The sequence below is a fragment of the Kitasatospora sp. NPDC088783 genome (assembly GCF_044750705.1).
Lineage (GTDB): Bacteria > Actinomycetota > Actinomycetes > Streptomycetales > Streptomycetaceae > Kitasatospora > Kitasatospora fiedleri.
The window spans coordinates 111,968-134,501 of sequence record NZ_JBIVKJ010000002.1; the positions used below are offsets into that span (position 1 = coordinate 111,968).

At 72.3% G+C, this 22,534-nt stretch carries 22 protein-coding genes and 1 tRNA gene; 6 read left to right on the forward strand and 17 right to left on the reverse strand.

Features of this window, described 5'->3' with window-relative positions; translation table 11 throughout:
- Positions 1-57 precede the first annotated feature (57 nt).
- Together ACIP60_RS04990 and ACIP60_RS04995 are read right to left on the reverse strand one after the other, a co-directional pair.
- Complete coding sequence (locus ACIP60_RS04990) at positions 58-2,475, reverse strand: chitinase C-terminal domain-containing protein (protein WP_400681518.1); 2,418 nt, start codon at positions 2,473-2,475, stop codon at positions 58-60.
- A 290-nt stretch (positions 2,476-2,765) separates the two neighbouring features.
- Positions 2,766-5,108 (reverse strand): glycosyl hydrolase family 18 protein, encoded by a 2,343-nt coding sequence (locus ACIP60_RS04995; RefSeq protein ID WP_400680152.1) that lies wholly within the window; start codon positions 5,106-5,108, stop codon positions 2,766-2,768.
- A gap of 253 nt (positions 5,109-5,361) precedes the next feature.
- Here ACIP60_RS04995 and ACIP60_RS05000 point away from each other — a divergent pair.
- Positions 5,362-5,445: transfer RNA gene (locus ACIP60_RS05000), tRNA-Leu, on the forward strand.
- A 69-nt stretch (positions 5,446-5,514) separates the two neighbouring features.
- Here the strand turns inward: ACIP60_RS05000 and rdgB are convergent.
- From rdgB to ACIP60_RS05020, 4 genes are all read right to left on the reverse strand, one after another.
- On the reverse strand, positions 5,515-6,120 hold the full coding sequence (gene rdgB / locus ACIP60_RS05005; protein WP_400680155.1) for an RdgB/HAM1 family non-canonical purine NTP pyrophosphatase: 606 nt from the start codon (positions 6,118-6,120) through the stop codon (positions 5,515-5,517).
- 28 nt (positions 6,121-6,148) lie between these two features.
- The gene (locus tag ACIP60_RS05010; protein ID WP_400680157.1) at positions 6,149-6,577 is read right to left on the reverse strand and encodes a hypothetical protein; all 429 of its coding nucleotides are present in this window, start codon (positions 6,575-6,577) and stop codon (positions 6,149-6,151) included.
- 88 nt (positions 6,578-6,665) lie between these two features.
- A complete protein-coding gene (gene rph / locus ACIP60_RS05015) occupies positions 6,666-7,391 on the reverse strand; it encodes a ribonuclease PH (RefSeq protein ID WP_400680160.1) in 726 nt (241 codons plus the stop codon).
- A 123-nt stretch (positions 7,392-7,514) separates the two neighbouring features.
- Positions 7,515-7,748 (reverse strand): glucose PTS transporter subunit EIIB, encoded by a 234-nt coding sequence (locus ACIP60_RS05020; protein ID WP_014135942.1) that lies wholly within the window; start codon positions 7,746-7,748, stop codon positions 7,515-7,517.
- Between the two features lie 370 nt (positions 7,749-8,118).
- Between ACIP60_RS05020 and ACIP60_RS05025 the strand changes: the two genes are divergently transcribed.
- Together ACIP60_RS05025 and ACIP60_RS05030 are read left to right on the forward strand one after the other, a co-directional pair.
- On the forward strand, positions 8,119-9,411 hold the full coding sequence (locus ACIP60_RS05025) for a PTS transporter subunit EIIC (RefSeq protein ID WP_400680163.1): 1,293 nt from the start codon (positions 8,119-8,121) through the stop codon (positions 9,409-9,411).
- 232 nt (positions 9,412-9,643) lie between these two features.
- A complete protein-coding gene (locus ACIP60_RS05030) occupies positions 9,644-10,897 on the forward strand; it encodes a PTS transporter subunit EIIC (protein WP_100838118.1) in 1,254 nt (417 codons plus the stop codon).
- A gap of 38 nt (positions 10,898-10,935) precedes the next feature.
- On the opposite strand, the gene ACIP60_RS05035 is transcribed toward ACIP60_RS05030, so the two are convergent.
- Positions 10,936-11,883, reverse strand: coding sequence for a LuxR C-terminal-related transcriptional regulator (locus ACIP60_RS05035; protein ID WP_400680165.1), 948 nt, complete (start codon positions 11,881-11,883; stop codon positions 10,936-10,938).
- Positions 11,884-12,123: 240 nt separating this feature from the next.
- Here ACIP60_RS05035 and ACIP60_RS05040 point away from each other — a divergent pair, with 240 nt between their 5' ends.
- Entirely contained in the window at positions 12,124-13,041 is a 918-nt protein-coding gene (locus ACIP60_RS05040) for a branched-chain amino acid transaminase (protein ID WP_400680166.1), read from the forward strand.
- On the opposite strand, the gene ACIP60_RS05045 is transcribed toward ACIP60_RS05040, so the two are convergent.
- The 9 genes from ACIP60_RS05045 to clpS form a co-directional block, all read right to left on the reverse strand.
- Positions 13,029-13,781: an MBL fold metallo-hydrolase gene (locus ACIP60_RS05045; RefSeq protein ID WP_400680168.1), complete on the reverse strand. Its 753-nt coding sequence runs from the start codon at positions 13,779-13,781 to the stop codon at positions 13,029-13,031. The two genes, ACIP60_RS05040 and ACIP60_RS05045, sit on opposite strands and share 13 nt — an antisense overlap.
- A 181-nt stretch (positions 13,782-13,962) precedes the next feature.
- Complete coding sequence (locus ACIP60_RS05050) at positions 13,963-14,151, reverse strand: MarR family transcriptional regulator (protein ID WP_100838114.1); 189 nt, start codon at positions 14,149-14,151, stop codon at positions 13,963-13,965.
- A gap of 216 nt (positions 14,152-14,367) precedes the next feature.
- Positions 14,368-15,336: a PLP-dependent cysteine synthase family protein gene (locus ACIP60_RS05055; RefSeq protein ID WP_400680170.1), complete on the reverse strand. Its 969-nt coding sequence runs from the start codon at positions 15,334-15,336 to the stop codon at positions 14,368-14,370.
- The gene (locus ACIP60_RS05060; RefSeq protein WP_400680172.1) at positions 15,336-15,614 is read right to left on the reverse strand and encodes a MoaD/ThiS family protein; all 279 of its coding nucleotides are present in this window, start codon (positions 15,612-15,614) and stop codon (positions 15,336-15,338) included. Before ACIP60_RS05060 ends, ACIP60_RS05055 begins: the two co-directional genes overlap by 1 nt.
- Before the next feature lie 132 nt (positions 15,615-15,746).
- Positions 15,747-15,860 carry a putative leader peptide gene (locus tag ACIP60_RS05065; RefSeq protein WP_318552237.1) on the reverse strand — a complete coding sequence of 38 codons (114 nt, stop codon included), beginning with the start codon at positions 15,858-15,860 and terminating at the stop codon, positions 15,747-15,749.
- A gap of 167 nt (positions 15,861-16,027) precedes the next feature.
- The gene (locus ACIP60_RS05070) at positions 16,028-16,459 is read right to left on the reverse strand and encodes a Mov34/MPN/PAD-1 family protein (protein ID WP_400680174.1); all 432 of its coding nucleotides are present in this window, start codon (positions 16,457-16,459) and stop codon (positions 16,028-16,030) included.
- Positions 16,460-16,479: 20 nt separating this feature from the next.
- Positions 16,480-17,922 carry an amino acid permease gene (locus ACIP60_RS05075; protein WP_400680176.1) on the reverse strand — a complete coding sequence of 481 codons (1,443 nt, stop codon included), beginning with the start codon at positions 17,920-17,922 and terminating at the stop codon, positions 16,480-16,482.
- A gap of 225 nt (positions 17,923-18,147) precedes the next feature.
- Entirely contained in the window at positions 18,148-18,723 is a 576-nt protein-coding gene (locus ACIP60_RS05080) for a DUF2017 domain-containing protein (protein ID WP_100838109.1), read from the reverse strand.
- 42 nt (positions 18,724-18,765) lie between these two features.
- Positions 18,766-19,059 (reverse strand): ATP-dependent Clp protease adapter ClpS, encoded by a 294-nt coding sequence (clpS, locus tag ACIP60_RS05085; RefSeq protein ID WP_199528063.1) that lies wholly within the window; start codon positions 19,057-19,059, stop codon positions 18,766-18,768.
- 142 nt (positions 19,060-19,201) lie between these two features.
- Here clpS and ACIP60_RS05090 point away from each other — a divergent pair, with 142 nt between their 5' ends.
- Complete coding sequence (locus ACIP60_RS05090; RefSeq protein ID WP_400680179.1) at positions 19,202-20,515, forward strand: nicotinate phosphoribosyltransferase; 1,314 nt, start codon at positions 19,202-19,204, stop codon at positions 20,513-20,515.
- 279 nt (positions 20,516-20,794) lie between these two features.
- A complete protein-coding gene (locus tag ACIP60_RS05095; protein ID WP_400680180.1) occupies positions 20,795-21,385 on the forward strand; it encodes an isochorismatase family protein in 591 nt (196 codons plus the stop codon).
- Between the two features lie 33 nt (positions 21,386-21,418).
- Here the strand turns inward: ACIP60_RS05095 and ACIP60_RS05100 are convergent, their stop codons facing one another.
- Positions 21,419-22,450: a type IV toxin-antitoxin system AbiEi family antitoxin domain-containing protein gene (locus ACIP60_RS05100; RefSeq protein ID WP_400680181.1), complete on the reverse strand. Its 1,032-nt coding sequence runs from the start codon at positions 22,448-22,450 to the stop codon at positions 21,419-21,421.
- Positions 22,451-22,534: the final 84 nt, after the last annotated feature.

Below are 22,534 nucleotides of genomic sequence, written 5' to 3' on the forward strand. Positions count from 1 at the left end.
CGGCCGACCCCCCGACCGGGTCGACCGCCACCGCCGTTCATGGGCCCGGGGCCGGGCTCAGCAGGCCCCGAGGTCCGTCCAGGCGCCCCAGGCGCCGCTCAGCGAGGGGTCCTCGTTCGTGGTCCACCACTTGTTCTGGTAGTAGTGGCCCTTCCACGACACCTTGGTGACGGTGGCGTAGACGGCGCCCGCGCTCCAGCTCGGCGCGCCCGAGCAGGTCCCGGTGCTGGCCGACGCGGAGGCGCTGGCCGACGGCGAGGCCGACTTGGAGGGCGAGGCGGAGGCGCTGGCCGACGGGGACGCCGACTGCGAGGCGCTGGCCGACGGGGACGCCGACTGCGAGGCGCTGGCCGACGCGGACGGCGAGGCCGACTTCGAGGGCGACGCGGACGCGGAGGTGGACGGGGACGGCGAGGCGGTGCCCGCGGTGGTGCCGCGGGTGAAGTCGCCGGTGATGCCGTACAGCGTGCCGCCGACGTTCACGGTCCAGTTGGCGGGGGTGGAGACCGGCAGGTAGTAGACGAAGGCGACGTCCACCGAGGCGCCGGGCGCCAGGGTCTGCCAGGTCGGCAGCTTCAGCGAGACCCGGTTGTAGGTGCCCTTCAGGCCGCCGACGTTGCTGCCGGTGTGGTCGGCCCGGATCACCTTGGAGCCGAAGCCGGACTGGTCGGCGGCGTTGGCGGGCGCGGAGACCGAGTAGTCGAACTGGAACTCGGTGCCGCCCGGCAGGGTGGTGGTCGAGTTGTTGACGATGTGGATCTTCGGGTTGATCGGGTAGTTGTTGTCGCCCAGCGCGAAGTCGGTGAAGGACACGTCGATCGGCAGGGTCTGCTGCGGCAGCGCGATGGTGGAGCGGGTCGCGCCGTACGCCGAGGCCGACTTGAACTTGTCGTACAGCAGCGAGGTCATGGTGCTGCCCTGGACGTACTCGCCCTTGCCGCCGTTGGCGGTGGCGTCCCACTTGTAGTCGCCGGCCAGCTCCCAGATCATCGCGCCGCCGACGCCCTGGTTGACCACGTAGTCGGCCTTGGCGCCGATCGACTGGTCGTCCTCGGTGGAGAGGAAGACCTTCTTGTCGGCGTTCCACAGCCAGGGGGCGACCAGCGACGAGCTGTAGTTGCGGGCGTAGGTGCCCTTGAGCGAGGTGTCGCTCACGCCGTACTTGGCGAGGTAGTCCGGCAGGACGCCGGCCTCCAGGTTCTTGGCGTGCCACATCGGGTTGGAGCCGGCGGGCGACTCCTTGCCGTTGTCGTCCAGGTCGTGCCAGATGTTGTCGACGCCGACGGCGCCGTCACCGCAGGTGGTCAGGCCGGAGCCGGCCGGGCAGGTGGTGGTGGAGGAGGTGCCCCACAGGCCGTTGGTGCCGCCCTGCACGTTCTGGAAGCCGCGGGTGTAGTACGGCACGCCGAGGTTGATCCGGCCGGCCGGCATCGCGCCGCGGAAGTAGTGCACGGCCCAGTCGGTGTTCAGGTAGCCGATGCCGCCGTACTGCGAGGTGCCGTACACGTTGGCGGCCGCCAGCTCGGCGTCCTTGCCGTCGTCGTACAGCGCGGCGTTCGGGCCGACGTACTTGTTCCAGGCGCCGTGCAGGTCGTACGACATGATGTTGACGTAGTCCAGGTACTGGGTGACCTGGAAGGTCTCCATGCCGCGCAGCAGGTAGCCCGAGGACGGGGCGGCGACCGACAGCAGGTAGTACTTGCCGTCGGCGGCGGAGGCCCGGTCGAGCTTCTCGCGCACGGTCTTCAGCAGCGCCGCGTAGCCCTTCATCAGGGAGGCGCGCTTGGCGTTGGAGAGCGAGTAGTCGAGCGGGTTGCCCGCGTCCTTCATCGAGGTCGGGTACTCGTAGTCGAGGTCGACGCCGTTGAAGCCGTACTTCTTGATGAAGCTGACGGCCGAGTCCGCGAAGGTGTTGATGCCGGCCTGGTTGACCGACCCGTCCGCGTTGGTGGTCATCGAGTAGAAGCCGCCGGAGTTGACCCGCTGGCCCGAGTCGTCGAAGTAGCCGCCGGTCTCGGCCCAACCGCCCACCGAGATCATGGTCTTGACGTTCGGGTACTGCTTCTTGAACTTGCTGAGCAGGTTGAAGTGGCCCTTGTACGCGTACGCCGGGTCCATCTCCGCGCCCGCCACGCCGGGGAAGGTGATCCCGGTGGAGGCGTTGTTCGCGTTGTCCGTGCCGACCGACAGCGTGTTGTCGGACGCCACGTGCGCGAACGCGTAGTTGAGGTGGGTGACCTTGTCCCAGGGGATGTTGTTCACCAGGTAGGCGGGCGTGCCGTCCTTGCCGGTGCGCCAGCTGGTGAAGTAGCCGATGACGCGGCGCTGGTGGTCGGCGCCCATCTGCTCGCGCCCGCTGGTGTCGTAGACGTTGCAGTAGGGGACGTCGACACCGGGCGTGGTGTACATGCCGTCGGGACGACACGCCTGGTTGTCGACGGCGGCGGCGGACGGGGCCACGCCGAGCGTGCTCATCAGCAGGCCCGCCAGGCCGGCGGCCGCGGTGGTGGCGAAGGCCGTCCTGCGGCCCTTGGAGTGGCGGCCGGCAGCGGTGGGACGCTGCTCCACCTTGTTTCGGATCAACACTCGGTCCTCCTGGAGAGAGTGTCGTGCGCGCGGCCGAGGGAAGCCGCACACCTGTGGGGGAAGTTCCGCCGAACCTAAAAGGTCTGGACCATCCCCGTCAACAGGTCTGTACCAACTTGATATGAAGGGCCGGACCGTCCGCACTCGGACGATCCGGCCCTCACCAGGGGGAACTGACGCTACTTCATGCTTCCGGTCATCGCGTTGACGAGGGTTCCGGCGCTGTCGTCGGCCTCCAGCGAGTAGGCGAAGATGCCGCCGAGGCCCTTGGACGCGGCGTACGAGCCGCGCGCCGCGATCGCCTGCGGGGTGTCACCGGTCCACAGGCTGGTGCCGTCGTAGATCCACGAGCTCTGCGTGGTCGGGTCCCAGTGCACCGCCGAACCGCCGGTCTTGCCGGCCGCCGCCAGCTCCTTCCAGAACGCCACGCCCGCGGTCTGGCTGGTGCCCTGCGCCGCCGACGGGCCGGTCGCGCCCTGGTACAGGCCGTAGTTCGAGCCGGCCTGGACGCCGGTCCAGCCGCGGAAGTAGAACGGCACGCCCAGCACCAGCCTCTTCGCCGGGAAGCCGCCCTTGATGCCGTACGCCGGGGCGCCGTTCAGGTAGGCGTTCACCGCGTTGTCCACGGTGTACTTCTGGGTGCCCGGGGCGACCGGGTTGCTCGGGTCGTTCGGGCTGTCGTACAGCGGGTCCTGGAGGTTGGTCGGGCCGGTCGCGTCCCAGCCGCCGTGCATGTCGTAGGACATCACGTTGCCGTAGTCCAGGTACTTCCCGATCTGGTCGGTCTGCAGCAGCGCGATCTTGTCCTGGCCGGACGGCAGGGCCGCGGTGAGCAGGTACTTCTTGCCGACGGTCTGCCCGTACGCGTCCAGCTGGTTGCGGAACTCGGCCAGCAGCGCGGTGAAGTTGGCGGTGTCGGCGGCCGAGTAGTGGTTGCCGGTGTGGCCGCCCGCGGAGGCCGGGTACTCCCAGTCGATGTCGATGCCGTCGAAGATCCCCATCGCCGCGGCGGCCCCGCCGGTGGCGTCGCCCTGGATCGAGGGCAGGTTGCCCTTGATGAACATGTCGATGCAGGAGGAGACCAGCTTCTTGCGCGAGGCGTCGGTGGCCGCCGCGTCCGAGAAGTACTTGGAGTACGTCCAGCCGCCCAGCGACATGGTGATCTTCAGGTTCGGGTACTTCGCCTTGAGCTCGCGCAGCTGGTTGAAGTTGCCCTTCAACGGCTGGGTCCAGGCGTCGGTGGTGCCGTCCACCGCGATGTCGGCGGTGTAGCCCTTCTGGTAGTCCGCGAACGCGTCGCCCGCGCCGTCGCCGGCGTTCGGGTTGTTGTCGTTGGTGTCGGCGGCCTTGATGGTCTCGAAGCAGCTCAGCGTGGACGGGTTGATGTTGGCGAACGCGTAGGTCATCGTGTTCAGCCCGCTCGCCGCGCCGGTGGCGGCCATCGTCGACGGGTAGTACTTGTTCCCGTAGATGCCCCACTGGGCGAAGTACGCCGACTTCAGCGCGCCGCTCGGGGCCGCCCCGGTGGTGACGGTCACCGGCGCGGAGTACCCGCTGCTGTGGCCGTCCTTGTCGTAGCCCTGCACGGTGAAGGTGTACGGGGTGTTCGGCAGCAGCGAGGAGACGGTCACCGAGGTGCCCATCGAGGTGGCGGTCTGGGTCGTGGTGCCGCCGGTGAAGATCCGGTAGACCGCGCTGTTGCCGTTCTGCGCGTTGTCGGCGGAGGCGTTCCACTTCAGCGTCACCGCGGTGCCCGCCACGCTCGCGCTCAGCCCGGTCGGCGTGGTCACCACCCCGTCCCCGCCCGGCGTCCCGCCCTGCGAGGCACTGGCCGACGGCGAGGGGCTGGCGCTGGACGACGCGCTGGAGGACGGGCTCGACGACGGACCGGCCGACGCGGACGCGGACGCGCCGGCACTGGCCGACGCGCTCGCCGAGGTGCTCGCCGACGGGCCGGCGGAGCCCGACCCGCCCGGGCCGGTGAGCACCAGGTCGTCCGCGTAGTAGGTGCCCTGGCCGTACCAGCCGTGGGTGTAGACCGTCACCGAGGTGGTCGAGGCGCCGGTGGTGAAGGTGGTGCTGCGGTTGGCCCAGTCCGCGCCGGAGCCCCAGGCGCTGGTGTCGGTGGTGCCGGTGCCGGTGACGCCCAGGTAGGTGTAGTTGCCCTTCAGCCAGCCGCTCAGGCTGTACGTGGTGCCCGGGCTGACCGCGACGGTCTGCGAGCACTGGGCGGTGTCCGAGGCGGAGGCCGCCGCCTGCAGCGCCCTGGCACCGCCGTGCGGGGCGGTGGCGGTGACCGAGCCGAGTCCGGCCGAGCAGTTCCAGCCGGACAGCGTGCCGCTCTCGAAATCGCCGTTGACCAGCAGGTTGACGGTGGCGGCCGAGGAGGTGCCGCCGATCGCGGTGACCAGTCCGGCGGCGCCGGCCACCAGGGCGGTCGCGGTCACCAGCGCGGCGTGGGCCTTCAGCGGGCGCCGCCCGGTCCGGGCGGCGGAGCGCGCGGTTGTGGCGCGTTCGGGCATGGGTCGCTCCAATGCTCGCGCCCGGCGTGGGGGGCCGGACGCCGTGGGGGAGGAAGACGTGCCTGGGCCCGGCCGTTGCGCACCGCCCGGGGCCCGGATTTCCGCGGATCGGCGCGAACGTACGTGGTCTGGACCACAAGGGTCAATAGGTCTGTACCAATTCTTGAACAAGTCCGGACACCCCGCACCGCCGCCCGAAAGGGTGGTGCACGCCCGCGCAACGGGCCAGTAGCATGGCGGACATCAGGTATCGGCGGTCTTGGCGGAATTGGCAGACGCCCGGGTTTTAGGTGCCCGTGAGAGCAATCTCGTGAGGGTTCGAGTCCCTCAGGCCGCACCGGCGTTGAGCACGCCGAGAGGCCCGCCCCGGGGAGCCGGGGCGGGCCTCTTCGCGCATCCGCCGTCCTCAGCCGAGCAGTTCGGCGACCACCGGCGCCAGCGAGCGGAACGCCTGCCCGCGGTGGCTGATCGCGTTCTTCTCCTCGGCGCTCAGCTCGGCGCACGTCCGGCTCTCGCCGAGCGGCTGGAGGACCGGGTCGTAGCCGAAGCCGCCCGTCCCGGCCGGCTCGGTGCGCAGGGTGCCGTGCAGCCGGCCCTCGACCACCCGCTCGGTGCCGTCCGGCAGCGCGAGCGCGGCGGCGCAGGCGAAGGAGGCGGCCCGGTGCTCCGCGGCGATGTCGCCGAGCTGGGCCAGCAGCAGGTCCAGGTTGGCCTTGTCGTCGCCGTGCCGCCCGGCCCAGCGCGCGGAGAAGATCCCGGGCGCCCCGCCCAGCACGTCCACGCACAGCCCGGAGTCGTCCGCGACGGCCGGCAGCCCGGTCGCCTTCGCCAGCGCGTGCGCCTTGAGCAGCGCGTTCTCGGCGAAGGTCACCCCGGTCTCGCGCACGTCCGGCACCTCGGGGAAGGCGTCGGCCCCGACCAGCTCGACCTCCAGCCCGGCCGCGCCGAGGATGTCGCGCAGTTCGGCGAGCTTGTGCTGGTTGCGGGTGGCGAGAACGAGTCGCTTGGTCATGGCCCCCAGCCTAGTGCGCCCCCGCCGCTCAGCCGGTGCACACCTTGCTGACCCGCCCGGCCGCGCTGCCCAGCGGCCCGAGGTCGGGCGTCCGGTTGTCGTCGAGCGCCTGCTGCACGTTGTCGATCTGGGTCTGCAGGTCGGTGACCGCCCGGCCCAGGTCGGCGTCGTTGGAGTTGCGCCCGAGCTTGTCCACGTCGCCCTTGAGGTTCTGCAGCGCCTGCCCGGCGGCGGCCGGGTCCTGGTCGGCGTTGTTGAACGCCGCGCCGAGCTGGGCGACGTGCGTGCTGACCTGCACCGCGGTGTTGGCGCAGCTGAGCGCCTTCTCGGCGGCGGAGCAGCTCACCGCGCTCAGCGGCAGGACCAGCGCCAGGGCGGCGACGGCGAGCGCGGTGGTGCGGTTGATGCTCAGCGGCTGCTGCATCGGCGAGTCCTCCAGGAGGGTGTGCGGGCTCACCCCGAACGGTAAGGCCGGGCCCGCGTGCCTGTACAGCACTCCCGGGCCCGCCCACCCTCTCTGACGGCCGTTCAGCCCCCGCGGTTCCCTACGCCTCCAGCGCCTTGCGCTGGATCTCGTCCAGCTCGGCGCAGCCCAGGCTGCCGAGGTCGAGCAGCCGGTTGAGCAGGTCGCGGTCGAACGGGGCGCCCTCGGCGGTGCCCTGGACCTCGACGAAGCGGCCGTCGGAGGTGCAGACGATGTTCATGTCGGTGCCGGCCCGGACGTCCTCCTCGTACTGGAGGTCGAGCATCGGGACGCCGTCGATGATGCCGACGCTGACCGCGCTGACGCCGCCGGTGATCGGCTGGCCCTTCGCGCGCAGCAGCTTCTTCTCCCGGGCCCAGGAGACCGCGTCGACCAGGGCCACGTAGGCGCCGGTGATCGCCGCGGTGCGGGTGCCGCCGTCGGCCTGGAGGACGTCGCAGTCGAGCACGACGGTGTTCTCGGCGAGCGCGCGGTGGTCGACCACGGCGCGCAGCGAGCGGCCGATCAGCCGGCTGATCTCGTGGGTGCGGCCGCCGATCCTGCCGCGGACGGACTCGCGGTCGCCGCGGGTGTTGGTGGCCCGGGGCAGCATGGCGTACTCGGCGGTGACCCAGCCCTCGCCGCTGCCCTTGCGCCAGCGCGGGACGCCCTCGGTGACGCTGGCGGTGCACAGCACCTTGGTGTCGCCGTAGGAGACCAGGACGGAGCCTTCGGCGTGCTTGCTCCAGTTCCGTTCGATGGTGACGGGGCGGAGCTGGTCGGGGGTGCGGCCGTCGATGCGAGACATGGGCACGAGCGTATCGGGTCGGCGCCCCGGCCCCGGCGGGGGCGCACGCGCGAGGGCCCGCCGGCCGGTGGTCTCCGGCGGGCGGGCCCTCGCGGGTGGAGCGGGCCTGCGGGGAGGCTCAGCTCACATCATGTCCTCGATCTCGGCGGCGATCGGGTCGGCGTCGGTGCCGATGACGACCTGGATGGCCGTGCCCATCTTCACCACACCGTGCGCGCCGGCCGCCTTGAGCGCCGCCTCGTCGACCTTGGAGGCGTCGTGGACCTCGGTGCGCAGCCGGGTGATGCAGCCCTCGACCTCGTCGATGTTCTCGATTCCGCCGAGACCGGCGACGATCTTCTCAGCCTTGCTGGCCATGGTCTTTCTCCCTCTGTCTCGGCGCTTCGGCGGTCGGTCGCCGGGTGCCGTACTGCGTGTGCGGTGGTGCCGGCCGGAGGTGACCCGGGATCAGTCTGCCGCGCCTTCCGACGGCGCGACCAGCATCACCCGATTCCGACCGATATGCCACGTTAGTCCACTTTCGGACTACCTCCGCGCGCGGCCGCCCCCCGGGCCGCCGGAGGATGGCGATCATCGGGCTCTCGAAACCCGCGGACCGCCACTGCCCCATAAATGGTCTACACCAATTCTAGGTGTACTCGGGACAACGCCGGACGGTCCGCAGGTGTTCCTGGCCCCACGCACGGATGAACCCAGAGGCAGCGGGAACGGCAGCGGAGGGCCGACGATGAGTTCGACAGGCGCCACAGCGAACCAGTCCACCTGGTGGCACACCTTCTACGGCGGCCTGCAGAAGATGGGCCGCAGCCTCCAGCTGCCGGTGGCCGTCCTGCCCGCCGCCGGCCTGCTGACCCGGCTCGGCCAGGACGACATCTTCGGCAAGGACGGCCTCGGCTGGAACAAGGTCTCCGCCGCGATCGGCGCCGCCGGCGGCGCGCTGCTCAACCCGGCGCTCGGCCTGCCGCTGCTGTTCTGCATCGGCGTGGCGATCGGCATGGCCAAGAAGGCCGACGGCTCCACCGCGCTCGCCGCGGTGGCCGGCTTCCTGGTCTACTACGCCGTCCTGCACGCCTTCCCCAAGGACTGCCCGACCGGCTCGACGCTCGACGGCACGATCTGCGTCAACTACACCGACAAGACGGTGGTGTCGGCCGACTTCCAGAACCCCGGCGTGCTCGGCGGCATCCTGATGGGCCTCTTCTCGGCCTGGCTCTGGGTGCGCTACCACCGGGTCAGGCTGGTCGACTGGCTGGGCTTCTTCAACGGCCGCCGCCTGGTCCCGATGATCACCGCCCTGGTCGGCCTGCTGCTCGGCTCGCTGATGGTGTGGATCTGGCAGCCGATCGGCTCCGGGCTGGAGGACTTCTCCAAGTGGCTCTCCGACCTGGACGCCGTCGGCTCCGGCATCTTCGGCCTCGCCAACCGCGCCCTGCTGCTGATCGGCATGCACCAGCTGCTGAACACCTTCGTCTGGTTCCAGTTCGGCTCCTACACCAACCCGGACACCGGCAAGTCCGGCACCGGTGACATCGGCCGCTTCCTGGCCGGCGACCCGGACGCCGGCCAGTTCCTCTCCGGCTTCTTCCCGATCATGATGTTCGCGCTCCCGGCCGCCGCGATGGCCATCGCGGCCTGCGCCAAGCCGCACCGGCGCAAGGAGATCTACGGCCTGATGACCTCGGTCGCGCTGACCTCCTTCGTCACCGGCGTCACCGAGCCCATCGAGTACTCCTTCGCCTACGTGGCCCCGCTGCTGTACGGCATCCACGCGGTGCTCACCGGCGTCTCGATGGCCGTCACCTGGGCGCTCGGCGTCCACGACGGCTTCAGCTTCTCGGCCGGACTGATCGACTACCTGCTCAACTGGAACCTGGCCACCAAACCCTGGCTGATCATCCCGATCGGCCTGTGCTTCGCGGTGGTCTACTACGCGGTCTTCCGGTTCGTCATCGTCAAGTTCGACCTCAAGACCCCGGGTCGCGAGGACGACGACGAGATCGACGACGTGACCAAGGCCTGACCTCCGCCCGGCGCACCGCGCGCCCCCGGCGGGAGACCCCTCCCGGCCGGGGGCGCCGTGCTGCCCGGACGTAGGCTGACCCGGCGTCAACCGTTCGAAGGTTTCGATTCAGCGGCGCTTGTCCCCGGCGAACCTTAAGAGGGTTCCGGTCGCTGTTCGGCGCGTGCTAGAAAGCTGGAGGAGGCCACAAGTGGTCTAGACCAGGATCGCGCTGCCGTGAGGAACCACCGCTATGAGTACCACCGCGCAGAACCCCCTGCCCGCGGCGGCGTCCGGCGGCCGGGAGCTGCGCTCCCGGGTCTTCGCGGCGCTCCAGAAGATCGGCCGCAGCCTCCAGCTCCCGATCGCCGTGCTGCCCGCCGCCGGCATCCTGCTGCGGCTCGGCCAGGAGGACGTCTTCGGCGACCAGGGCCTGGGCTGGACCAGGGTCGCCGAGGTGTTCTCCGCCTCCGGCCACGCCGTCTTCGACTGGATGCCGCTGCTGTTCTGCGTGGGCATCGCCATCGGCTACGCCCGGAAGGCCGACGGCTCCACCGCGCTGGCCGCCCTGGTCGGCTTCCTGACGTACCACCAGGTGCTCACCGCCTTCCCCAAGACCGCCTACCAGGTGCTGCCCGGCCGGGACGTCGCCGCCACCTACCAGGACCCCGGCGTGCTCGGCGGCGTGGTGGTCGGCCTGCTCTCCGCGATCCTCTGGCAGCGGCTGCACCGCACCCGCCTGGTCGACTGGCTGGGCTTCTTCAACGGCCGCCGCCTGGTCCCGATCGTGATGGCCTTCGTCGGCACCGCCCTGGGCGTCTTCTTCGGCCTGTGCTGGGGCCCGATCGGCGCCGTCGTCGACCGCTTCAGCACCTGGGCGATCGGCCTCGGCGCGCTCGGCGCCGGCCTGTTCGGCCTGATCAACCGGGCCCTGCTGCCGTTCGGCCTGCACCAGTTGGCCAACACCTTCTTCTGGCAGCAGGCCGGGCGCTACACCGTCGGCACCCAGGAGTTCCACGGCGACCAGACCCGCTTCTTCCAGCACGACCCGGCGGCCGGCCAGTTCATGTCCGGCTTCTTCCCGATCATGATGTTCGGCCTGCCCGCCGCCGCCCTCGCCATCGCCCACTGCGCCCGCCCCGAACGCCGCCGCGCCGTGCTCGGCATGATGTTCTCGCTGGCCCTCACCTCCTTCGCCACCGGCATCACCGAGCCGATCGAGTTCGCCTTCCTGTTCATCGCCCCCGCCCTGTACGTCCTGCACGCCGTGCTCACCGGCCTGTCCATGGCACTCACCTGGGGCCTGGGCGTGCACCACGGCTTCACCTTCTCCGCGGGCGTCATCGACTACGTCCTGAACTGGAACCTGGCCACCGAACCCTGGCTGATCATCCCGATCGGCCTGTGCTTCGCGGTGGTCTACTACGCCCTCTTCCGGTTCGTCATCCTGCGCTTCGACCTGAAGACCCCGGGACGCGAGGACGACGACGGCTTCGAGGACGGGTAGCCGGGGCGCGGGTGGGGCCCGCGGCCCGGGCGGTCCCGTCAGATCCACCCCAGCCGCGCCGCGTGCACGCCCGCCTGGAAGCGCGACTGCGCGCCCAGCGCCGCGGTGAGGTCGGCGACCAGGCGGCGCACTGTGCGGTCGGACACCTCCAGCTTGCGGCCGATCGCCTGGTCGGTGAGCCCGGCCGCGAGCAGCCGCAGCACCTCGCGGTGGCGGTCGTCCGGGGTGGTGCGGCCGAGCAGCTCCGGCGGGACCCAGCTGGCCGCCCAGAAGTGCTCGAACAGCTCGCGCACCACGCTGACCACCGCCGGGTCGCGGACCACCACCGCGGCGCTGCCCGGCGGCTCCCCCGGCGCGGGCAGCACGGCGAGGCCCGCGTCGACCACGATCAGCCACAGCGGCAGGGTGTGCGCGACCCGGATCCGCGCGCCGGCCGCGGTCAGCGCCTGGACGTGGGCGAGGACCGCGCCCTGGTGCAGCGCGGCGGCCGGGTAGATGGTGCGCAGCGCGACCCGGTGGGCCAGCGCGATCCGCTCGCGGGCGAGCTTCTCGGCCAGGCCGCTCTCCGACTGGTCCTGGCCGGGCCGCAGCGACAGCGCCTCGGTGCGGGCGGCCCGGGCGGCGTCCTCCAGCAGCGCGGCCACCCGGTCGGTGCCGCGGACCAGCTCGTGGGCGGCGCCGGTGTGCAGCGGCAGGTAGCGGGCGTGCAGGTGCTCGACCCGCTCACGGGTGCGGCGGGCCTCGCCGAGCAGCGCGGTGAAGCGGCGGTCGGAGTCGGCCAGCAGCTGGCGGACGGCGGTGTCGATCGAGACGGCGGCCATCCCGCTGGTGGTCGCCGACGTCCGCTGGAGCAGCCCGAGGCCGCGCAGCTCGTCCAGCGCCTGCTCGAACTCCCTTTCCTCGCAGCCGAGTTCCTCGCGCAGGGAGTCCAGCGGCAGGCCGGGGTCGGCGAGCAGGCGGGCGTACAGGGCGGTGCTGGTCTCCACCCTCCGGGAGCCTAGGGCCGCGGGCGGGAGGCGGAGCGCGGTTTTCAGCATGCGAGACGGTCCGGGCGGGCGGGCGGCGGCGGGGCGGCCGGACGGCGCGGTGGTGGGGCGGCCGGGAGCGGGTCCGCGTCCGGGAGGCGGTCCCGGCATCCGAGACGGGCGCTCCGGTGGCGGCCATGGCCTGATCCGGCGGGGCCGGGGGCCTTCGCCGGGCGGGCCGGGGTCTCCAGGATGGGCGGCATGGCGATTCCCGAGTCTTCCGTGATCTGGTTCGACGGCGCGCTGGTGCCCTGGCAGGAGGCCCGCGTCCACGTCCTGACCCACGCCCTGCACTACGGCACCGGGGTGCTGGAGGGCACCCGGGTGTTCGAGACGGCCGACGGGCCCGCGGTGTTCCGGCTGGCCGAGCACCTGGCCCGGCTGGAGCGCAGTGCGCACATGCTGCGCATCGAACTCCCCTACAGCCGGGAGGAGTTGGCGGCGGCGACGGTGGCGCTGGTGGCGGCCAACGGCCACCGCTCCTGCTACCTGCGGCACCTGGCCTTCCTGGGCTACGGCTCGATGGGCCTGGACATGCGGCACTCCCCCACCAGCGTGTCGATCGCCTCCTGGGAGTGGCCCGCCTACCTGGCGGCGGGGCGCGGACTGCGGCTGATGACCAGCAGCTGGCGGCGCACCGACCCCAACGCCGTCCCCCCGGCGGCGAAGGCCACCGGCCCGTACCTGAACTCGGCGCTGGCCCGGCGGGAGGCCACCGACGCGGGCTTCGACGAGGCGCTGCTGCTGGCTCCGGACGGCACGGTCAGCGAGTGCAGCTCGGAGAACGTCTTCGCGGTCCGCGGCGGCGTCCTGCGCACCACCCCCGCCAGCGCGGGCGCCCTGGAGGGCATCACCCAGGACACCCTGCTGACCCTGGCCCGGGACCTGGGCGTGGAGGTCCGGGTGGAGAACCTGCTGCGCTCGGACCTGTACGCGGCCGACGAGGTCTTCCTCTCCGGCACGGCGGCCGGCGTCGTCCCGGTGGCCTCCCTGGACAACCGCGAACTACCGTCCTCCGAAGGCGAGTTGACCAAGCGCCTGGCCGAGGCGTACCGGGGCGCGGTGAGCGGCGCGGACCCCCGTTACCGGCACTGGCTGACGCCGGTTCACAGCGCGTAGACGGCTCCGGCGCGGGCGAGTTCGACCGGGCCGGGGAAGACGGCGGCGGCGTCGCGGCGGTTGCGTTCGGCGTCGGTCCACGGCGGGACGTGGGTGAGGACCAGGCGGGCGGCGCCGGCCTCGGCGGCGTGCTCGCCGGCCTGGGTGCCGTTGAGGTGGATGGAGTCGAAGGTCTCCTTGCCGTCCGTGTAGGCGGCCTCGCACAGGAACAGGTCGGCGCCGCGGGCGAGTTCGACCAGGGCGGGGCAGACGCCGGTGTCGCCGGAGTAGACCAGGCTGCGGCCGCCGGCCTCGATCCGGAAGCCGTACGCCTCGCAGTCGAGGTGGTTGACCCGGGCGGCGGTGACGGTGAACGGGCCGAGGGACAGCCGGGCGCCGTCGGCGAGGTCGCGGAAGTCGAAGACCTCGGTCATGCCGGGCTTCTCCGGCATGTCGTAGGCGCGGGCCAGGCGTTCGGCGGTGCCGGCCGGGCCGTGCACGGGCAGCGGGTCGGGGCAGCCCTCGACCCGGTAGTTGCGGGCGACCCAGTAGGCGCACAGGTCGACGCAGTGGTCGGCGTGCAGGTGGCTGAGCAGGACGGCGTCCACGTCGTAGAGGCCGGCGTACTTCTGCAGGGCGCCGAGCGCGCCGTTGCCGAGGTCGACGACGAGGCGGTAGCCGTCGTGCTCCACCAGGTAGCTGGAGCACGGGGAGTCCACGGACGGGAAGCTCCCCGAGCACCCCACCACGGTCAGTTTCATGCCGAGCCCTTCCCGCCCCGTCGGGCCATCGTCCGCGGCCGTCCGCGCCGCCGGTCGGGCGGGGCGGGGTTCTTCGACTCCGTCGGTGCTTTGACTGTCGAGGGTAAGGGCCGGGCGGCACTTTGCCCCCTCTCCCGTGCCGGGCTGTGGGCGGAATCACCAGGACGGGGCGGGGCCCGGTTCAGCGGCGTCCCGGGCGGGCCAGCGCCCAGCCGCGGATGGTCTCCGGGTACCAGCGGGGGTGGCCCGCGGCGTCCACCCGGTCGGGTTCGGGCAGCAGCCCGTGCCGCTTGTAGTTGCGGACGGTCTCGACCCGCACGTTGATGTGCCGGGCGATCTCGACGTAGGACCAGAGCTCTCGGCCGGGCATCGCGCCCACCTCCGGGTGACGGCGTACCAGTGGTGCGCCGCCAGCCTGGCGCGGCGGACTCCGGCGACCGGGGCGCGACCGGCGCGGTGACCGTTCCGTGACGGAGCGGTCACCGGGAACGGACAAATACCGGGATGTCACAGCGGGCCGATGATCGGACGAGCGGACGGCGCGGCCTCCTCGGCGGGGTGCCGCGCCGTGGTCCTGCCGCGGGGCTCAGGCCCAGAGCTGGCCCTGCAGCGCCTCGACCGCCGCCTCGGTGGTCTCGGCGGTGTAGATGCCGGTGGACAGGTACTTCCAGCCGCCGTCGGCGACCACGAACACCACGTCGGCCCGCTCGCCGGCCTTGGCGGCCTTGCGGGCCACGCCGATCGCGGCGTGCGCGACCGCGCCGGTGGAGACGCCCGCGAAGATGCCCTCCTGCTGGAGCAGTTCGCGGGTGCGGGTGACGGCGTCGGCCGAGCCGACCGAGAAGCGGGTGGTGAGCACCGCGGCGTCGTACAGCTCGGGGACGAAGCCCTCGTCCAGGTTGCGCAGGCCGTAGACCAGGTCGTCGTAGCGCGGCTCGGCGGCGACGATCTGCACGCCCGGGACCTTCTCGCGCAGGTAGCGGCCGACGCCCATCAGGGTGCCGGTGGTGCCCAGGCCCGCCACGAAGTGGGTGACGGTGGGCAGGTCGGCGAGGATCTCCGGGCCGGTGGTGGCGTAGTGCGCGCCGGCGTTGTCCGGGTTGCCGTACTGGTAGAGCATCACCCAGTCGGGGTGCTCGGCGGCGATCTCCTTGGCGATCCGCACCGCGGTGTTGGAGCCGCCGGCGGCGGGCGAGGAGATGATCTCCGCGCCCCACATCCGGAGCAGCTCGCGGCGCTCCTCGCTGGTGTTCTCCGGCATCACGCAGACCATCCGGTAGCCCTTGAGCTTGGCCGCCATGGCGAGCGAGATGCCGGTGTTGCCGCTGGTGGGCTCCAGGACGGTGCAGCCGGGGGTGAGCCGGCCCTCGGCCTCGGCCCGCTCGATCATGCGCAGCGCCGGGCGGTCCTTGATCGAGCCGGTCGGGTTGCGGTCCTCCAGCTTGGCCCAGAGCGTGACCCGACCGTCCTCGTTCCCGGGGATTGCGGCCGAGAGCCGCGGCAACCGCACCAGTGGCGTGTTGCCGATGGCCTCGATCGGGCTGTCGTAGCGCATTACTTCATACCGCCGGCCACGGCCGGGAGGATGGTGACGCTGTCGCCGTCGGCGAGCGCGGTGGAGACGCCGTCCAGGAAGCGGACGTCCTCGTCGTTCAGGTAGACGTTGACGAAGCGGCGCAGCTCGCCGCCGTCCAGCAGCCGGGCGGCGATGCCGGGGTGGCGGGAGTCGAGGTCGGTGAAGAGCTCCCCGAGGTCGGCGCCGTTGCCGTCGACGGCCTTGGCGCCGTCGGTGTAGGTGCGGAGGATGGTCGGGATGCGGACCTCGATGGCCATGGCTGCGCTCCTGTGGAGTGTGAGTTCGGGTTGCCGGGCCGGGCGGGGCGCGGCAGGGGAGGGGGCCCCGGCGCGCGGGGCGGGTGCTGTCTGGGGCTCGCCGGTCGGTGGCTCGCCGGTCGGTGCCGCCGGTCAGTGCGCGGCGGTGCCGGGACAGATCGCGCTGGCGAGCCGGCACAGGTCGACGTGCAGGCGCGCCACGAGGCGGGTGCCTGGGGCCTGATTGCTCACATCGACGGAACGCATGGACTCATCGTATAGATTCCCGCCCCCGCTTTGACATGCTTGTCTCGACATCCGGTCGGCGGCGTTCCGAGGGGTGGGAAAGCGGGCCGACCCGCCGCGCGCGGGCGGCCCGGGCCGGGCCGGGAACGGCCCGCACCGTTCCCGGCCCGGGCCGGGTCGGGGGTCGCTCAGCTCTGGTGGGCCTCGACCACCTCGACGTCTTCCTCCGTGATCACACCGTCCACGATGCGGAACGAGCGGAACTGGTAGGGGTCCTGCTCACCGGTGCCCTCGGCGGTGGAGACCAGCACGTAGTGGGCGAACGGCTCGGAGGCGTAGCTCACGTCGGTGCGGGAGGGGTACGCCTCGGTGGCGGTGTGCGAGTGGTAGATCACCACCGGCTCCTCGTCGAGGTCGTCCATCTCGCGGTAGAGCTTGAGCAGGTCGCCGGAGTCGAACTCGTAGAAGGTGGGCGAGCGGGCCGCGTTGAGCATCGGGATGAACCGCTCGGGACGCCCGGTGCCGGCCGGTCCGGCGATCACGCCGCACGCCTCGTCCGGGTGGTCGGCGCGGGCGTGGGCGACGATCCGGTCGCGCAGTTCTCGGGTGATGGTCAGCATGCGGCCAGGATAGCGAGACGTCAGTTGCCGTCCCCGGCCCGGAGGTGGGCGTGCGGGTCGGCGTGCAGGGCGGCCGGGTCGCGGCGGCGCAGTACCACGTAGCCGACCGCCAGGCAGATCGCCCAGCCGGGGAAGACGTACAGCGAGATCCGGGCGTCGGGGTCGAAGGCGATCAGGACGGCGACCAGGACCAGGAAGGCCAGCGACAGCCAGCGGCTCCAGTTGCCGCCGGGGGCGCGGAAGGTCGGGGCGGGCAGCCGGCCGGCCTTCCAGGCGGTGCGGTAGCGGATCTGGCTGGCCAGGATGACGCCCCAGGTCCACAGGCCGCAGACGGTGGCGATCGAGGTGATGTACTGGAACGCCCGTTCCGGGACGAGGTAGTTGAGCACCACGCCGACGCCCATCAGCAGGCAGGAGACGGTGATCGCGGCGGCGGGGGTGCGGTGGCCGTTGAGCCGGGTGAGCCGCCCGGGGGCCTGCCGGCGCAGGGCCAGGTCGCGCAGCATCCGGCCGGTGGAGTACATCCCGGAGTTGCAGGAGGACAGCGCGGCGGTGAGCACCACGAAGTTGATGATCCCGGCCGCCGCCGGGATGCCGATCTTGCCGAAGGCGGCGACGAACGGGCTGACGCCGGGCTGGAACTCGGTCCACGGCACCAGCGACAGGATGACCAGCAGCGCGCCGATGTAGAACAGCGCGATCCGCAGCGGCAGGGTGTTGATGGCCCGCGGCAGGGTCTTCTCCGGGTTCTCGCTCTCGCCCGCGGTGACGCCGACCAGCTCCACGCCCAGGTAGGCGAACATGACGATCTGCAGGGTCATCACGGTGGCGCCGACGCCCTTGGGGAAGAAGCCGCCGTCCTGCCACAGGTGGGTGACCGAGGCGGTGTCGCCGGCGTCCGAGAAGCCGAGGGTGAGCACGCCGACGCCGATCAGGATCATCCCGAGGATCGCGGTGACCTTGACCATCGAGAACCAGAACTCGATCTCGCCGAACAGCTTCACCGAGATCAGGTTGGCGGCGTACAGCACCAGCAGGAAGGCCAGCGCGGTGGTCCACTGCGGGATGTCGGGCGCCCAGAAGCGGACGTAGACGGCGGCGGCGGTGGTCTCGGCCATGCCGGTGACCACCCAGAACAGCCAGTACGTCCAGCCGGTGACGAAGCCCGCGAACGGGCCGAGGAACTCCCGGGCGTACTCGGCGAAGCTGCCGGCCACCGGGCGGTAGGTGAGCAGTTCGCCGAGCGCCCGCATGATCACGAAGATCACCACGCCGGCCACCGCGTAGCTCAGCAGCAGGCTGGGCCCGGCCTTGGAGATCGCGGTGCCGGCACCGAGGAACAGGCCGGTGCCGATCGCGCCGCCGATGGCGATCATCTGGATCTGCCGGGTGCCCAGCCCCCGCTGGTAGCCCTCTTCGTCGGGGGCGGACCCGGCCGCCTCGTCCGTCACCTGCTGCGTCATCCGCCCGCCTCGCCTCCCGGTCCGCGCCGGCCGGCCGGCCGACGGGCCCCGTCTATCCCGGGGAGGCAGCAGTGAACCACGCCGGAGCCCCGGAACGCCTCATATCTGAGCTTTAGCTGAGCAATCGGACAATATGAACGAAAGAAGGGGGCCGAACGGGGGGCGCGGGCGAGGGGCGCGAGGGGGGCGTGGACAAGGGGTCGGACGGGGGTCTGACGGGCCCCGTCAGCCCGTCATCGCCTCCAGCAGGCTCTCCTGCATCGCGCCCAGCCACAGGTAGGCGATCACCAGCGGCTTGCGCGGGTCGGAGTCCGGCAGCCGGTACAGGCCCTCGTCCTCCTCCTCGGAGACCTCCAGCCGGGCGCCCAGGGTCAGCCGCAGGTCGTTCAGCGCGCCCAGCCAGCGCGGGAAGTCGTCCGGCTCGACCTCCAGCACCCCGCCCGCGCCGCCCAGCCCGTCCAGCGCCCGGACCACCGCCAGCGCGTCCTCGCGCTTGCGGGCCCGCAGGTCCAGCTCGGTGTAGCGGCGGAACTCGGCGGCCCGCTCGGCGGTCCGCGGGTCCTCCGGCGCGCCCGGCCCGCCGTACCCGTCGGGGAACAGCCGCAGCAGCGCCGGGTCCTCGGGGGCCTCGCTGGGGCCCTCCGCGAACAGCGCGGCCAGCGGGTCGTCGCTGCCGCCGCCGGGCGGCGGCCCGATCAGCTCCAGCATCTGCACTTCCAGCGAACGCAGGATGGACGCCTCGAACTCGTCCAGCGCGATCGCCGCGCCGCCGTCGCCCGCACTCTCGAACAAACCGGCCATGTGTGTCGAATCAGTCCCTCGTGGATGGTGGGTGACGGGCCGTCAGTCGTGCTGCAGGGTGGCCCACAGGCCGTAGCCGTGCATCGCCTGCACGTCGCGTTCCATCTCCTCGCGGGTGCCGCTGGAGACCACCGCCCGCCCCTTGTGGTGCACGTCCATCATGAGCTGGTGGGCCTTGTCCTTCGGGTAGCCGAAGTAGCTCTGGAAGACGTACTGGACGTAGCTCATCAGGTTGACCGGGTCGTTGTGGACGATGGTCACCCAGGGCGTGTCCGGTTCCGTGACCGGAACCCCCTCCGTCTCCGGGCGCTCGACCTCCACCGGCGCGACACTCACAGTCCGTCTCTCCTCGTCGACCTCGGCTTCCCCCCGGCCCATGCTTCCATCCGAGGGACCCGGGAGCGAATCAGGGTGGCCCGACACGGGGACCGGAAGAGAAATCGTCACTTTGACGCTAAGTGGTAGTAGCATCATCCCCATGGACGCCATCACCGCGCACCGCAGCTCCGCGCTGCTCACCGACCGCTACGAACTGACCATGCTGCAGGCCGCGCTGCGCAGCGGTGCCGCCCACCGCCGCTCGGTCTTCGAGGTCTTCACCCGCCGCCTCCCGTCCGGCCGCCGCTACGGCGTGCTGGCCGGCACCGGCCGGGTGCTGGACGCCATCGAGGACTTCCGCTTCACCGCGCCGCAGCTCGACTGGCTGGCCGACCAGCGGGTCGTCGACGAGGAGACACTGCGCTTCCTCGCCGACTACCGCTTCACCGGCAGCGTGCACGGCTACCCCGAGGGCGAGGCGTACTTCCCCGGCTCGCCGCTGCTCACCGTCGAGGGCAGCTTCGCCGAGGCGGTGATCCTGGAGACGGTGATCCTGTCGATCCTCAACCACGACTCGGCGATCGCCGCCGCCGCCTCCCGGATGACCGCCGCCGCGGGCGACCGCCCGGTGATCGAGATGGGCGCCCGGCGGGCCCACGAGCAGTCCGCGGTGGCCGCCGCCCGGGCCGCCTACCTGGCGGGCTTCTCCGCCACCTCCGACCTGGAGGCGGGCTTCACCTACGGCATCCCGACCACCGGCACCGCCGCGCACGCCTTCACCCTGCTGCACGACAGCGAGCGGGACGCCTTCACCGCGCAGATCGACTCGATGGGCCGCGACACCACCCTGCTGGTGGACACCTACGACCTCGGCGAGGCGGTCCGCACCGCCGTCGAGGTGGCGGGCCCGCAGCTGGGCGCCGTCCGGATCGACTCCGGCGACCTGACCCTGCTCGCCCACCGGGTGCGCCGCCAGCTCGACGAGCTCGGCGCCACCGCCACGAAGATCATCGTCACCTCCGACCTGGACGAGTACGCCATCGCCGCGCTCGCCGCCGCCCCGGTCGACGGCTACGGCGTCGGCACCAGCCTGGTCACCGGCAGCGGTCACCCGACCTGCGCGATGGTCTACAAGCTGGTCGCCCGCGAGTCGGTGCCCGGCGGCGAGCTCGTCCCGGTCGCCAAGCGCTCGGCCGGCGGCAAGACCAGCGTCGGCGGCCGCAAGTGGGCCGCCCGCCGCCCCGACCGGGACGGCTTCGCCGAGGCCGAGGTGGTCGGCACCGGCCCCGTCCCGGCCGAGCTGGAGCCGTACCTGCTGCACGTCCCGCTGATCACCGACGGCGAGGTGGTCGGCCGCGAGCCGCTGGACGCCGCCCGGGACCGCCACCGCCGGGCCCGCGCCGCGCTGCCGCTGTCGGCGACCCAGCTCTCCCGCGGCGAGCCGGTGATCAACACCGAGCGGCAGGCCAACTGAACCGCCGGACGCGGACACGGGTGGGGCGGGCGCGGACACCGGGTGGGACGGGCGCGGACACCGGATGGGGCGGGCGCGGACGTGGCTTTGCCCGGCTTTGCCCCGCGGCGATCCCCCGGCGGCGCCCCGGCACTTTCGCGCCCGCCCCGCACTGCCTAGAGTGCCAACCGCTGTACCGTCCGGGCCCCGCCCGGGCCACCCCGACGCCACCGCGGCCGAGACCCCCGGGCTCCGGGCCGCACCCCAGCTCCCAACGAGCCAACGAGAGAAGAGCCAGCCATGCACCGGGCCCTGATCGTCGTCGACGTGCAGAACGACTTCTGCGAGGGCGGCAGCCTTCCCGTCGCCGGCGGGGCCGAGGTCGCGGCCGCGATCACCGACCTGATCGCCGAGTCCGCCCCCGGCTACGCCCACATCGTCGCCACCCGCGACCACCACATCGACCCAGGGCCGCACTTCGCCGCCGAGCCCGACTACGTCCGCTCCTGGCCGGTGCACTGCGTGGCCGGCACCGAGGGCGTGGGCTTCCACCCCAACTTCGCCCCCTCGGTGACCTCGGGCGCGGTCGAGGCGGTCTTCTCCAAGGGCGCGCACGCCGCCGCGTACAGCGGTTTCGAGGGCTTCGACGAGCACGGCGGCACCCTCACCGACTGGCTGAACGAGCGCGGCGTCACCGACGTCGACGTGGTCGGCATCGCCACCGACCACTGCGTCCGCGCCACTGCCCTGGACGCCGCCCGCGAAGGCTTCGCCACCCGCGTCCTGCTCGACCTGACGGCCGGCGTCGCCCCCGCCACCACCGCCGAGGCACTGGAGGAACTGCGCTCCGCCGGGGTCGAGCTGGCCGGCACACCGGTCGTCCGCGCCTGACGGTCCGTCAATCCACGTGCCGTCACGGCCGGTTCAGCGCTCGGTGACCACCAACTCCACCACGTCCTCGCCGCCGGTCCCGTACGCCTGCGCCAGCTCGTCGCCGACTGCGTCCCGTTCGGCGGCGAGGCGGGCGGAGCCGACGTACACCACCCGCACGCCCAGGTACTCCATCCGGTGCTGGCCGCCGCGCACCCAGGCCGCCTCGCCCTCGCTGACGCAGCGCAGCTCGGAGTCGACCTCCACCGCCACCGCGGCCTCGGGCCAGTACAGGTCCGGCACCGCGATGTAGGTGCCGCCGCGCATCCGCAGCTCGGGGCCGGGCAGCGGCAACGGCAGACCGCGCTCCACCGCCAGGGCCACCAGCTCGGCGAACGCGGCCTCCCGGCGCGCCGCCAGCAGTTCGTCCACCGCCGCCCGCACCCGGGGCGCCTCCAGCAGCCGCGCCTCGGCCAGTTCGGCCAGCAGCTCCGCCACCGTGCAGCCGCCGCCGCGCGCCAGCAGCGCCTCGCGCAGCAGCGCCCGCAGCAGCCCCGGGCCGACCCGGCCGGACTCGAACGCGCCCTGCTCGGCCCATTCGCTGATCGCGTCCGCCACCGCCCGGGCCACCGGGGCGACCGCCAGCCCGTGCACCGAACGGGCCTCCAGCTCCCGCCCGGTGCGCCGGATCCGCACCTGCCCGGCGTCCCGCAGCCGGCGCTGCCGGGGCACCAGCACCTCCACCCCGAGCACCGCGGGCAGCCGCGGCACCGACACGAACCCGTACAGCGCCAGCGCCGCCGCGCCGGTGATCACCGCGCCCTCGCGGGTGCCGTCCCCCGCCGGGCCGTTCTGCGCCGCGTACAGCAGCGCCGCCCACATCCGCTGCTCGGGCGTCGGCGCGCCGTCCTGCAGCAGGTAGACCCGCGGCAGCAGCCGCTGCCACGGCCCGCCGCTGCGGCAGTGCTCGCTCACCATGCGGGCCGGGACGCCGCGGGCGCGGAGCTGACTGGCCGTCACCACGTTCTGCTGGCGCCGGGCGAGTTCTTCGAGGGACACGGGCTGCTGCGGAATCCGGTAGCTCATGCCGTCCACGTTCCCCCTCGGCTCCGACACCCGACGCCTGACCTGACGACCTGTTACGCAACCGTCGTCAAACCGGGACTGCTC

Bases quoted from the DNA above. Each gene is read 5' to 3' on its own strand.
- ACIP60_RS04990 (WP_400681518.1), bottom strand. From the start codon at position 2,475: ATGAGCACGCTCGGCGTGGCCCCGTCCGCCGCCGCCGTCGACAACCAG.
- ACIP60_RS04995 (WP_400680152.1), bottom strand. From the start codon at position 5,108: ATGCCCGAACGCGCCACAACCGCGCGCTCCGCCGCCCGGACCGGGCGG.
- rdgB (WP_400680155.1), bottom strand. From the start codon at position 6,120: ATGACCAAGCGACTCGTTCTCGCCACCCGCAACCAGCACAAGCTCGCC.
- rph (WP_400680160.1), bottom strand. From the start codon at position 7,391: ATGTCTCGCATCGACGGCCGCACCCCCGACCAGCTCCGCCCCGTCACC.
- ACIP60_RS05020 (WP_014135942.1), bottom strand. From the start codon at position 7,748: ATGGCCAGCAAGGCTGAGAAGATCGTCGCCGGTCTCGGCGGAATCGAG.
- ACIP60_RS05025 (WP_400680163.1), top strand. From the start codon at position 8,119: ATGAGTTCGACAGGCGCCACAGCGAACCAGTCCACCTGGTGGCACACC.
- ACIP60_RS05030 (WP_100838118.1), top strand. From the start codon at position 9,644: ATGAGTACCACCGCGCAGAACCCCCTGCCCGCGGCGGCGTCCGGCGGC.
- ACIP60_RS05040 (WP_400680166.1), top strand. From the start codon at position 12,124: ATGGCGATTCCCGAGTCTTCCGTGATCTGGTTCGACGGCGCGCTGGTG.
- ACIP60_RS05045 (WP_400680168.1), bottom strand. From the start codon at position 13,781: ATGAAACTGACCGTGGTGGGGTGCTCGGGGAGCTTCCCGTCCGTGGAC.
- ACIP60_RS05050 (WP_100838114.1), bottom strand. From the start codon at position 14,151: ATGCCCGGCCGAGAGCTCTGGTCCTACGTCGAGATCGCCCGGCACATC.
- ACIP60_RS05055 (WP_400680170.1), bottom strand. From the start codon at position 15,336: ATGCGCTACGACAGCCCGATCGAGGCCATCGGCAACACGCCACTGGTG.
- ACIP60_RS05060 (WP_400680172.1), bottom strand. From the start codon at position 15,614: ATGGCCATCGAGGTCCGCATCCCGACCATCCTCCGCACCTACACCGAC.
- ACIP60_RS05065 (WP_318552237.1), bottom strand. From the start codon at position 15,860: ATGCGTTCCGTCGATGTGAGCAATCAGGCCCCAGGCACCCGCCTCGTG.
- ACIP60_RS05070 (WP_400680174.1), bottom strand. From the start codon at position 16,459: ATGCTGACCATCACCCGAGAACTGCGCGACCGGATCGTCGCCCACGCC.
- ACIP60_RS05075 (WP_400680176.1), bottom strand. From the start codon at position 17,922: ATGACGCAGCAGGTGACGGACGAGGCGGCCGGGTCCGCCCCCGACGAA.
- ACIP60_RS05080 (WP_100838109.1), bottom strand. From the start codon at position 18,723: ATGGCCGGTTTGTTCGAGAGTGCGGGCGACGGCGGCGCGGCGATCGCG.
- ACIP60_RS05090 (WP_400680179.1), top strand. From the start codon at position 19,202: ATGGACGCCATCACCGCGCACCGCAGCTCCGCGCTGCTCACCGACCGC.
- ACIP60_RS05095 (WP_400680180.1), top strand. From the start codon at position 20,795: ATGCACCGGGCCCTGATCGTCGTCGACGTGCAGAACGACTTCTGCGAG.
- ACIP60_RS05100 (WP_400680181.1), bottom strand. From the start codon at position 22,450: ATGAGCTACCGGATTCCGCAGCAGCCCGTGTCCCTCGAAGAACTCGCC.